The organism is Streptomyces sp. (assembly GCF_019510245.1).
GTDB lineage: Bacteria > Actinomycetota > Actinomycetes > Streptomycetales > Streptomycetaceae > Streptomyces.
In genome coordinates this window covers 209,443-219,654 of sequence record NZ_JAEKKT010000134.1, presented here as the reverse complement: position 1 = coordinate 219,654, position 10,212 = coordinate 209,443, and the positions used below count along the sequence as shown (strand labels likewise).

11 protein-coding genes and 3 pseudogenes are annotated in these 10,212 nt (G+C 71.6%); 4 read left to right on the top strand and 10 right to left on the bottom strand.

Annotated features, from left to right (window positions below; translation table 11 throughout):
* Both JF597_RS20095 and JF597_RS20090 read right to left on the bottom strand, forming a co-directional pair.
* A partial coding sequence (locus JF597_RS20095) for a cation:dicarboxylase symporter family transporter (protein WP_293996512.1) occupies nucleotides 1-647 on the bottom strand: 647 nt, incomplete at its 3' end.
* A gap of 71 nt (nucleotides 648-718) precedes the next feature.
* Nucleotides 719-1,411, bottom strand: a complete 693-nt coding sequence (locus JF597_RS20090; protein ID WP_293996510.1) for a TetR/AcrR family transcriptional regulator — start codon at nucleotides 1,409-1,411, stop codon at nucleotides 719-721.
* Nucleotides 1,412-1,560: 149 nt separating this feature from the next.
* Between JF597_RS20090 and JF597_RS20085 the strand changes: the two genes are divergently transcribed.
* Nucleotides 1,561-2,235, top strand: a complete 675-nt coding sequence (locus JF597_RS20085; protein ID WP_293996508.1) for an SDR family NAD(P)-dependent oxidoreductase — start codon at nucleotides 1,561-1,563, stop codon at nucleotides 2,233-2,235.
* Nucleotides 2,236-2,286: 51 nt separating this feature from the next.
* On the opposite strand, the gene JF597_RS20080 is transcribed toward JF597_RS20085, so the two are convergent.
* Genes JF597_RS20080 through JF597_RS20060 form a run of 5 tightly spaced genes read right to left on the bottom strand, consistent with a single transcriptional unit; the run spans nucleotide 2,287 to nucleotide 6,615 of the window.
* Nucleotides 2,287-3,207, bottom strand: coding sequence for a sugar kinase (locus tag JF597_RS20080; protein WP_293996534.1), 921 nt, complete (start codon nucleotides 3,205-3,207; stop codon nucleotides 2,287-2,289).
* A 47-nt stretch (nucleotides 3,208-3,254) separates the two neighbouring features.
* The gene (locus JF597_RS20075) at nucleotides 3,255-3,875 is read right to left on the bottom strand and encodes a bifunctional 4-hydroxy-2-oxoglutarate aldolase/2-dehydro-3-deoxy-phosphogluconate aldolase (RefSeq protein WP_293996506.1); all 621 of its coding nucleotides are present in this window, start codon (nucleotides 3,873-3,875) and stop codon (nucleotides 3,255-3,257) included.
* A 52-nt stretch (nucleotides 3,876-3,927) separates the two neighbouring features.
* Nucleotides 3,928-5,073, bottom strand: coding sequence for a galactonate dehydratase (gene dgoD / locus JF597_RS20070; RefSeq protein ID WP_293996504.1), 1,146 nt, complete (start codon nucleotides 5,071-5,073; stop codon nucleotides 3,928-3,930).
* On the bottom strand, nucleotides 5,070-5,810 hold the full coding sequence (locus tag JF597_RS20065; protein ID WP_293996502.1) for a FadR/GntR family transcriptional regulator: 741 nt from the start codon (nucleotides 5,808-5,810) through the stop codon (nucleotides 5,070-5,072). Before JF597_RS20065 ends, dgoD begins: the two co-directional genes overlap by 4 nt.
* Before the next feature lie 43 nt (nucleotides 5,811-5,853).
* On the bottom strand, nucleotides 5,854-6,615 hold the full coding sequence (locus tag JF597_RS20060) for an SDR family oxidoreductase (RefSeq protein WP_293996500.1): 762 nt from the start codon (nucleotides 6,613-6,615) through the stop codon (nucleotides 5,854-5,856).
* A gap of 57 nt (nucleotides 6,616-6,672) precedes the next feature.
* On the opposite strand from JF597_RS20060, the pseudogene JF597_RS20055 reads away from it, so the two are divergent.
* From JF597_RS20055 to JF597_RS20045, 3 genes and pseudogenes are all read left to right on the top strand, one after another.
* Nucleotides 6,673-7,101: pseudogene (locus tag JF597_RS20055) on the top strand (hypothetical protein); the annotation flags it as partial.
* Between the two features lie 109 nt (nucleotides 7,102-7,210).
* A pseudogene (locus tag JF597_RS20050) lies at nucleotides 7,211-7,675 on the top strand (extracellular solute-binding protein); the annotation flags it as partial.
* Between the two features lie 44 nt (nucleotides 7,676-7,719).
* Complete coding sequence (locus tag JF597_RS20045; RefSeq protein WP_293996536.1) at nucleotides 7,720-7,899, top strand: hypothetical protein; 180 nt, start codon at nucleotides 7,720-7,722, stop codon at nucleotides 7,897-7,899.
* A 152-nt stretch (nucleotides 7,900-8,051) separates the two neighbouring features.
* Here the strand turns inward: JF597_RS20045 and JF597_RS20040 are convergent.
* The 3 genes and pseudogenes from JF597_RS20040 to JF597_RS20030 all read right to left on the bottom strand — a co-directional run.
* A pseudogene (locus JF597_RS20040) lies at nucleotides 8,052-8,412 on the bottom strand (ABC transporter substrate-binding protein); the annotation flags it as partial.
* 414 nt (nucleotides 8,413-8,826) lie between these two features.
* Nucleotides 8,827-9,165 carry an STAS domain-containing protein gene (locus tag JF597_RS20035; RefSeq protein WP_293996498.1) on the bottom strand — a complete coding sequence of 113 codons (339 nt, stop codon included), beginning with the start codon at nucleotides 9,163-9,165 and terminating at the stop codon, nucleotides 8,827-8,829.
* 514 nt (nucleotides 9,166-9,679) lie between these two features.
* Nucleotides 9,680-10,114 (bottom strand): MarR family transcriptional regulator, encoded by a 435-nt coding sequence (locus tag JF597_RS20030; protein WP_293996497.1) that lies wholly within the window; start codon nucleotides 10,112-10,114, stop codon nucleotides 9,680-9,682.
* Nucleotides 10,115-10,212: the final 98 nt, after the last annotated feature.

Here is a 10,212-nt window from a genome sequence, read left to right as displayed (position 1 = left end):
AGGGCATCGGGCAGTGTCGCGGCCTGGATCGGAAAGGGTTCGCGCACCCCGAGTCCGGCCAGTGTCCGCACCACCTCCACCGGCAGTTTCAGACCGGCGAAGGAGACGGCCGGGGGCAGCGCCGGGGTCCTGGCCTCGGGCTGGGCGGGACCGCCGTGAGCGATGCCGGAGTCATCGGGATGCTTCATGAACAGCCTTCCGGAGAGGGACGAACCGAGGAAGGCCCGGCAGGATCGAACAGCCCACGCACAAGCGGACGAACTGGCGACTCGCTCACCGCGACGACCACGCAAATGCGTAAGGCTAACACAAGGCACAACATCGCGCCGTGACAGCGATCGCCCCTCCCGCGTCGGTGACCCGACGCAACACGACAGTCCTGCCGGCATCCCTGGTCCGGTCCGCAGCGCGACCAGCGTGCCGGCCTGGAAGTAGGCGGGCGCCTTGACGCCGGTACGGCCGACCTTCTTCAGGTCCGCGACTCCGGCGATGCCACCGATGATCGTGAGGAAGACGATCGGGCCGGTCAGCATCTTCATCGCGGTGATGAACGTCGTGCCGATCGGCTCCATGTCGGTGGCGAGATCCGGCCGGCGCCGGCCCAGCACGATGCCGATCACGATCGCCACCAGCACCTGGACGTACAACTGCCGCCACCACGGCATCGCCCCGATACGCGCGGCGTCACGTCACCGTGCGGACCGGCGCCTCTCCTCGGTCAACCGCCCGACTCGGACGCTGCGACGCCCGCCGGGCCTGGACGGAGCATTGCCTGGTAGAGGGCGTCGTGTTCGGGCGAGGCGGGCAGCGGGCCGCGGGCCGGGGCTTCGAAGGACTGGATCAGCAGGGCGACGACGCGCCGCCAGGCGTCGGGTGCCGCGTCGCCGGTGGCGTTGACGACGCCGGCGTTGGCCATGTGCACCAGCAGCAGGTCCGAAGGGTCGAAGTCGGCTCGCAGGCGGCCGGTCGCCTTGGCGCGGCCGATGAGCTCGACCATGCCCTCGTACGCTGCGTTGCGACGGTGCTCCAGGGCCTTGGCGGCGGGGAACGTCGTGGTCAGCACGTCGGCGAAGCCGTAGTCGGCGGCCTGCATGGCGCAGACGGTCTCGACGTAGCCGACGAAGCCGTGCCAGGGGTCCGGGTCGCCGAGGGCGGCGGTGACCGCGTCGGCGTAGGCGGTCATGCGGTCGATGAAGACGGCGTCGACCAGCTCCGCCTTGGTGGGGAAGCGCCGGAACATGGTGGCGATCCCCACCCCCGCCTCGCGTGCCACGGACGCCATGGAGGCATTGAGGCCGTCCCGCGCGAAGACCGTGCGCGCGGCGGCGATGATCCGTTCCCGGTTGCGCTCGGCGTCACTGCGCAACGGCTGAGCGGCAGGGGCGTCGGGATGCTGGTCGCCACGAGTCATACCGGCCAGCCTAGCAACCGGATTGCCCTATCCAGTTTGAGTGGTACCGTGGGGGACGCAGCGAAACGGAAGGCCCTATCCGGATCTTGAACCGGATAGGACTTACCGGATACTCCGCTTCCATGTCCGCCTTACGAAAAGGACCCACCGTGACCAGCATCGCCATCATCGGGGCCGGCCCCCAGCTCGGCCTGGCCATCGCTCGCACCTTCGGCTCCCAGGGCTTCGACGTCGCCCTGGTCTCCCGCCACCGCGGGAAGCTCGACACCCTCGTGGCACAGCTCGCCACGGAGGACATCAAGGCCGCCGCCTTCCCCGCGGACGTCCTCGACCGTGACGCCCTCGGCAAGGCGCTCCAGGATGCCGCCGCGCAGTTCGGCGGCATCGACGTCCTGGAGTACTCCCCCGTCGCCGGGCTCAGCACCGTCATGACCACTCCCGCCCAGACCGAACCGGCTCACGTACAGCATGAGATCGAGTTCCAGCTCTACGGCGCCATCACCGCCACCCAGGCGGTGCTGCCCGCGATGCGCGAGGCCGGGGCGGGAACCCTGCTCTACACCACCGGCGCCGGTTCCATCGACCCCGTCCCCCAGGTCGGCAACGTCAACGCCGCCGCAGCGGCGCTCCGCAACTGGGCCGTCAACCTGCACAAGGAGCTGGACGGCACCGGGATCCAGGCCGCCCACGTCGGCATCGACGTCTCGATCGGCACCCCGGCCGTTCCCGGTTTCCCGACGGCCCAGCCCGAGGAGATCTCCCCCGTCTACTGGGACCTGCACACCACCAGGCGCGACCAGGCCGAACTCGTCTTCAGCCTCTGAAAATACGCCAGTTCCGTCCTGCTTCGGGTCATGAGCCGCCTCCGTTCGGTTTCAGCGGACCGTTGTGCCGTCGGGTTCGTCGAACAGGGCGAGTTCGTCGCGGGTGGGGAGCCCTTCCCAGTCGCCCCGGGTGGCGACGGCGAAGGCTGCCGTGGTGACCGCCCGGTCCAGCCGGGCGTGGAGGTCCGCGCCGTCCAGGAGTCCCGACAGGTACCCCGCCACGAAGGCGTCGCCCGCGCCGACCAGGTCGACGGCGTCGACCTGCCGTGCGGCGCGGTCGGCTGTCGCGTCGGCGGTGACGACCGTCGCGCCGTGTGCGCCGCGTTTGACGATCACCTCTTGGATGCCGGCGTCCAGCAGACTCTTCACGGCCGCCGATTCACCTGCGTCGGGCTGTTGCAGCACCAGCGGCAACTCGTCCTCGGAGGCGACGAGCAGGTCGGTGTGGGCGAGCAGCGGCCGGAGGGCGGCGCGGGCGCGATCGGCTGTCCACAGCCTGGAGCGGTAGTTGACGTCGAGGCATACGGTGATGCCGGCGTCACGGGCGGCCGTGGCGGCGGCCAGGACGGTCTCGGCCGCCGACGCACTGAGCGCCGGGGTGATGCCGGTCAGGTGCAGGACGCGGGATCCGGAGGCCAGCGCGGGCAGTACGTCGGCCGGTGTGACGGCCGAACCCGCCGAACCGGCGCGGTAGTAGCTGACGCGGGTCAGTGTGCCCAGGCGGGGTTCGGTCAGCAGCAGTCCCGTGGGCCGTCCGGCGTCGTCGGTGGCCGCGTGGCCGATGTCGATCCCCTCGGCGCGCAGGGTGCGCAGGACCAGGGCGCCGAGTTCGTCCGCGCCGACCCGGCCTGCCCAGCGCACCCGGTGTCCGAGCCGGGCGAGGCCGATGGCGACGTTGGACTCGGCTCCCGCCACGGAGAGGCCGAGGCTGCCGCCCATCCGCAGGGGGCCGGGGGCGCGCAGCGCCGCCATCGTCTCGCCGAAGGTCACCACCTCGGGCGGCCCCTGGCGGTCCGCGCTCACGACGTGCCCCCGGCGGCCACCGCGCGGAACTCGGCGGCCCGGGCGCGCAGTCGGTCCAGGTCGCCGCCGTCGGCGGCGTCGCCGACGAGCGGTGAGCCGACGCCGACGGCGAGGGCGCCCCGGGCCAGGTGGTCGCGGGCGGCCTGGGCGTCCACTCCCCCGACGGGCACGAAGGGCACCTCGGGGAACGGGTCGCGCAGGGCCCGCAGATAGCCGGGGCCGCCGAGGGAGGAGGGGAAGAGTTTGACCGCGTCGGCACCGCGTGCGAGGGCGGCCTCGATCTCGGTCGGCGTCAGGGCGCCCATCAGCACGGGCACGCCGAACGGCGCCAGATCGTCGACCAGGGCCGGGGTGACGAGGTACGACGCCCCGGCGTCGACCGCGCGGGCCGCGTCCGCCGTGGAGCGCACCGTGCCGGCGCCGAGGTAGGCGTCGGGGCCGAGCGCGGCGCGGGCCTGCCTGATGACGGTCAGGGCGTCGGCGGTGGTCAGGGATATCTCGACGGCGGCGATGCCCTCGTCCACGAGGGTGCGTACGGTGCGCAGGGCGGCGACGGGGTCCTTGCCCCGGACGATCGCCAGCACGCGGTGGTGCCGGAGGGTTTCCACCAGGTTCACGAAAGCGGGCTCTCTCTGCGGGTTCGGTTCAGGGGCGGCGGCTGCACGGCCGTCACCATTCGGTGAACGCGCCGTCGGGGCCGCGCCAGACGGGGTTGCGCCAGCGGTGTCCGGTCTCGGCGGCCCGGCGGACGGCCTGCTCGTCGATGTCGACGCCCAGCCCCGGCCGGGGGCTCGCGACGGCGTGTCCGTCCTGGAAGCGGAACGGTTCGGGGTCCATCACGTACTCCAGCAGGTCGCACTGCTCGTTGTAGTGGATGCCCATGCTCTGTTCCTGGATGAGGAAGTTCGGGACGGAGAAGGCGATCTGCAGGCTCGCGGCCAGGGCGATCGGGCCGAGCGGGCAGTGCGGGGCCAGGGCGACGTCGTACGTCTCGGCCATGGCGGCGATGCGGCGGACCTCGGAGATGCCGCCGGCGTGCGAGAGGTCGGGCTGGGCGACGGCGATGCCACTGGCCATGACCTCGCGGAAGTCCCAGCGCGAATACAGGCGTTCGCCGGTGGCGAGGGGGATGCTCGTGGACTCCACCAGGCTGCGCAGGTTGCCCGAGTGTTCCGGCCGGACGGGCTCTTCGACGAACAGTGGGTGCAGCGGCTCCAGTTGGGGCAGCAGGCGGCGGGACATGGCGGTGGAGGCCCGGCCGTGGAAGTCGACGGCGATGTCCCGCTCGTCGCCCAGCACCTCGCGGACGGCCGCGACGCGTTCGACGACCTCGGCGGTGCGGGCCGGGGTGTCGACCGGAGCGAGTTCGGCGGAGGCGTTCATCTTGACGGCGGTGAAGCCCGCCTCCCTCTGTTCCTCGGCGAGTTCGGCCACGTCGCCGGGGCGGTCGCCGCCGATCCAGGCGTACATGCGGACCCGGTCGCGCACCGGGCCGCCGAGGAGGCGGTGGACGGGGACGCCGTAGGTCTTGCCGGCGATGTCCCAAAGGGCCTGGTCGATGCCGGCGACGGCGCTGGAGAGTATGGGGCCGCCCCGGTAGAAGCCGCCCTTGGTGAGCACCTGCCAGTGGTCCTCGATGCGCAGCGGGTCCCGGCCGACGAGATGGTCGGCCAGTTCGTGGACGGCGGCACGCACGGTTTCCGCGCGGCCCTCGATCACGGGCTCGCCCCAGCCGGTGATGCCCTCGTCGGTGGCGACGCGCAGGAACAGCCAGCGCGGAGCCACCAGGAAGGTCTCAAGTGTGGTTATCTTCAAGGCACTTCCTTCGGAAGCGGGTCGGCGCCGGCTGTGTCCTGGCTCGCGCATACGGCCGCGAGGTCGTCGGAGGCCTGGGCCAGGAGGGATTCCACGGCGGCCACGGCGGCGTCCGGATCGCCCGCCTCGACCGCGTCCAGCAGTTCCTGGTGCACGGGGATGGAGTCGGAGAAGTGCCGCGCTCCGTGCACGATCCGGTCGCGCACCCGCAGACCGGCCTCGATGACGACCTCCATGCGGCTGAGCAGTTCGTTGTGCGCGGCGTCCAGCAGGGCGCGGTGGAAAGCCAGGTCCGCCTCGACCATGGCTTCCGCGTCCTTGTCCGCCGCCGCCATCGCCGTCAGTGCCTGCCGCATCGCGTGCAGGTCGGCCGCGGTGCGGCGGGCGGCGGCGAGCCGGGCTCCGGCGGGCTCCACTATCGCGCGGACCTCGGCGAGGTCCCCGAGGAAGCCGTCGGTGGGCGCGCTGCTGCCCTGCCAGCGCAGCAGGTCGCTGTCGAGCAGGTTCCAGTCGGCGCGGGGCCGGATGGTCGTACCGCGTTTCTGCTTCGACTCCAGCAGGCCCTTGGAGGCCAGCACGCGCAGGGCCTCGCGCACCACGGTCTTGCTGACGCCGAGCTCCGCTTCGAAGTTGGCCGGGTCCACGACGGAGCCCGGGGGGTAGTCGCCGCGGATGATGCGCCGGCCCAGTTCCTCCACCGCCTGGCCGTGCAGCCCCCTGCCGGGATGGGTCACCACGTTCTCCGTCTCCGTTCAGGCCCCGAAGTTCTGTGCGCACTGCTCACGAGGACTCCTTCATGACACTCCACCCTCCGTCGACCACCAGGCTGGCTCCGGTCACGTAGGAGGCGTCCGCGGATGCCAGGAAGGCGACGGCGGCGGCCACCTCCTCCGGCTGCCCGAACCGCCTGGCCGCCGTGGCCGCCACACTGCGCGCCCGTTCGGGCTCCGGGATGCCGTCCCAGGCGGCGGTGAGGATGGGGCCGGGCAACACCGTGTTGACCCGGATCTCCGGACCGTACTCGACGGCCAACTGCCGCCCCAGCGAGCACAGCGCACCCTTCGCGGCGGCGTAGGCGGCATGCCCGGGCAGGCCGATGACCGCGTGCACCGAGGAGGTGAGGACGACGCAGCCCCGGGCCTCGCGCAGCATCGCCGCGAACGTCTTCATCGCCCGCCAGGCCGGCTTGAGCAGCACGGCCATCTGACCGTCCCACTCGGCCTCGCTCAGTTCGTGGGCGGGCTTGTTGAGCTGGGCGAAGGCGTTGCTGTGCAACACATCCAGCCGCCCGTGACGTTCGCCGACGTGGCGGGCCAGCTGCTCCCAGTCGGCGGCCGAGGTGACGTCGCAGCGCACGTACTCCGCGCGACCTCCCCGGCCGGCGACGGCGGCCGCGACCTCCTTGCCCGCGGTGTCGTCCACGTCCGTGACCACCACCAGGGCCCCCTCGGACGCGAGTCGGTGCGCCGTGGCCGCGCCGATCCCGTGGGCGGCGCCGGTGATCACCGCCACCCGTCCGTCCATCCTGCGGCACTGCGTCATCGCGTGTGTCTCCCCTCGTGACTGCCTATGCGCCCACCATAGCTGTTTCAATTAATTATGAATATATCTGGACGGCGTGACGATGCCCTTCCGAAACTGACCTGCATGCCACAGGCACCTTCAGTACGAAACCAGGAAGGACCTCCTCCCATGAGCCGCACCACACCCCGCCGCAGAAGCCGGGGCGCCCTCGCACTGACCCTTGCAGCCGCCTCCCTGGCGATCTCCGCCTGCGGGGGTTCGACCGGTTCGAAGGACCCCGCGGTCCAGGCACCCGTCAAGCCCGGCCAGAAGGTCGACCTGCGCTTCTGGTCGTGGGTTCCCGGTGTCGACAAGGCCGTCGCCAGGCGGAACGCCACCCACCCGGACATCCACGTGAAACTGGAGAAGATCCCGGCGGGCAGCAGCGGCGGCTACGCGAAGATGCGCGCCGCGCTCCAGAGCGGCAACGCGCCCGACCTGGCACAGGTGGAATACCAGGAGATCCCCTCGTTCCTGCTGGAGAACGGCCTGGTGAACCTGTCCCGGTACGGCGCGGACAAGGACAAGTCGAAGTTCGTGGAATGGCAGTGGGGCCTGTTTCTACCGCTCCGACCTGTTCAAGAAGTGGGGCATCAAGCCGCCCGCCACCTGGGACGAGTTCGCCCAGGCGGCGCAGAAGATCCACAGCGCCGACCCGAAGGCCTACATCAGCACCTTCCCCGCCGGCAACTCCGCCTGGTTCACGGCACTCGCGTGGCAGGCCGGCGCCAAGTGGTTCGGCGTGAACGGCGACACCTGGTCGGTGAACATCGCTTCCCCGCAGACCCTGAACGTCGCCGCCTTCTGGGACAAGCTGCGCAGCAAGGGAGTGATCAAGACCGAACCCGACTTCACCAACGGCTGGTACAAGGACCTGCAGACCGGCGCCATCACCTCGTGCGTCAGTGCCCAGTGGGGCGACGCCATCATCAGCGGGAACGCCCCTCAGACCACCGGCAAGTGGGCGGTCGCACCCATGCCGCAGTGGACCGGGGGCTCGAACGTGTCCGCGAACTGGGGAGGTTCCTCCACGGCTGTCCTCCAGGGCGCCAAGCACATACCCGAGGCCCTGAAGTTCGCCGAGTGGCTCAACACCGACCCTTCGCCGCCGCGCCCGACACCTGGCGCCGCCTCGTCGGGCACATGCTCCGTTCCTACGCCGCCCCCGACGCGCCGATCCCCGCGGTGCCCGACGCCCCGGCACCCGCCACCCTGTTCCGCGCCATGGTCCGCCTCGCCCGAACCGGCCCGGCCTCCGCATAGGCCGCCGGACCGCACCTGCACGGCGGACGCCCCTCGGCCGCGGTCGGCCGCGCTGCGGTCGCCGCAAGGGGAGTGCCGGAGCAGCCGGTGGCCGCTCGGGCAGGCGGCCCTCGTCCGGAGGACGGCCTGCCCGGCCGCGGCGGGAGTCGGGGTCAGGCGCCCGGGCGCAGTCCGAGCCAGCCCGGCGACGGGCCTCCCCTGACCTCTCCGAAGTACAGAGCGAACGTCTGCTTCCAGCGCTCGACCCCGGCGCGGTCGGCCATGAAACGGGGGAATCCGTCGAGGTTGCCGTTCGGGTACTGCCAGACGGGCTTCAGGCCCGCCGGCGGAACCACGTCCGTACGGACCGACCCGTTGGTGGCGGCCTGCTGCTCCCCGGTGGACAGCCGCCAGTTGAGGTAGAGCTTGGCCGCGGTGGGGTTCTTGGCGCTTCAGGATCGCAGCCCGCTGCCCCCAGGACATGAACGGCGTAGGCGCCTCAGGGAGCACCCACTTGACCGGTCCGGAGGCCAGGCGAGCAGGTTGCCCACGAGCAGGCCGATCCAGAGCGGCAGGTGCAGGGGGACAGCGCGAGCGTCAGCAGTACGACGGTCGGGTACAGGCCGACCCGGAAGGCGAGGGAGGTCCCGGGCTCGGAGGGCGGTGGCGGCGCCTCCTTGCCGTCGCCCTGCCAGCCCCTCGTCCGTCCGGACCAGGGGCGCCCCAGCGCAACGCCGTCAGGTCGGTCAGCCTTCCGTACGGAGGCTCCGGATCCGTACGGAGGCGGCCCGGACCCGTCGTGAAGGAAGCCGTCGCGGTCACTCACGGCCGCCGCGGCGCGTGTGACACGAGGGCGACGCCTGGCTCGCTCCGCGCACCAACTGGACCTGCGAGGTCCGCGCCGCCTCCGCACGGATTCGCACCGCCTCCGCCCGGATCCGCGTCGCCTCAGCCTGGCCGGGCGTCGGTGACGGTGAACAGCTCCGTGGTGCCGCTGATCTCCAGGAGCCGGCTGACGGCCGCCCGGAGGGGGCCGACCAGCACCAGGGCCCTGCCGTCGGCCTGATGGCGGTGGCGGGCCCGGATGAGCGCGTTGAGCAGCGTGCTGTCGGCGAAGGTGACCTCCGCGAGGTCCACCGCCGTGACGGGCATCGCCGCCCGGTCGGCCGCCTCCCAGGCACGTTCGAAGTCACCGGCGTCGTCGTAGTCGACCTCGCCCCGCACGGTGAGCACGAAGATCTGCTCACGGCGGTTGATCCGCACACTCAGATCGCAAGCGGGGTGCATGGCGCCATCCTCACGTCGGCGGTCCCAGTGGGACGGGTGGGGCCGGGCCGGACGGCCGGGCCGCTTCCCCCAGAAGTCGCCACGGACGGGGCGACGATCGTCATGCGGTCCCTCTCCGCGGGTACACGAATGACTGCCGGGTTCGCCGGCAGGTGAACACGACCCCGCGAAGGCGGTGCGTGCGGGGCCGACGCGACCGCCGCCGAAAGACGGCTGCCGCCGGCACCCCGCGCCCAGGTCACGTGCCTGGACGTGCTTCCGATCACCTGCGAGCCCCCGGTGTCCGAGACCTGCCGCACGGTCGCCCCGGATCGTGCCCGTGAAAGGTGGCCGAGAGATGTGAGGGGAATCGGAAGAACAGTTGCCGTTTGACAACAATAGCCATGAGGCAACAGAGTAGCCGCGTCGGACGTACACGGGGAAGGACCTGGAATGATCCGGTGGACGGAGACCGCTCCGGGCACCGCCCGCCATCGTCGTGAAGCGGTGGTGGCACGGGTGCCGTGAAGGTTCTTCAGGCGGTCCGGCTGTCGGAGTCCGGAGCCTCGTCGTGTATCTGCGTGGCCGCGGTGGCGCAGAACGCCTCCAGGCCCTCCAGCAGGGCGACCCGCTTGGCCGCGGGCATGTCGGCCAGCACCGTCTGCAACTCGCTCTCCCGGCGGGCGCGCAGATCGGCGAGGAAGAAGCGCCCCCGGCCGCTGAGGTGGAGCCGTACCTCGCGCCGGTCCTCCGGGCTCACCACGCGCTCGACGAACCCCGCGGCCTGCAGCCGGTCGCAGAGCCGGCTCGTCGACGGCGGAGTGGAGGCGAGGAACTCGGCGAGGGTGCGCAGGTTGATGCCGTCGTGGTGCTCGAGGATGTGCAGCACGCGCAACTGGGAGGCCGAGGTGGGCGCGGTCGAGGCCCGCCCCCAGACAACCTCCAGCAGCTCGACGGCCCGCGTGGTCACGCGTGCGACCTCTTCGGGCTCTGGGCGGCGGCGGAAGGCAGTCACGGTCACACTCTCGCAGGCACTGGGGCGCCTCTCAGCGTACTAGCAGCCGCCAC

Coding starts and splice junctions, on each gene's coding strand:
- JF597_RS20090 (WP_293996510.1), bottom strand. CDS start 1,411: ATGACTCGTGGCGACCAGCATCCCGACGCCCCTGCCGCTCAGCCGTTG.
- JF597_RS20080 (WP_293996534.1), bottom strand. CDS start 3,207: ATGGCGGCGCTGCGCGCCCCCGGCCCCCTGCGGATGGGCGGCAGCCTC.
- JF597_RS20060 (WP_293996500.1), bottom strand. CDS start 6,615: ATGACGCAGTGCCGCAGGATGGACGGACGGGTGGCGGTGATCACCGGC.
- JF597_RS20035 (WP_293996498.1), bottom strand. CDS start 9,165: ATGCACCCCGCTTGCGATCTGAGTGTGCGGATCAACCGCCGTGAGCAG.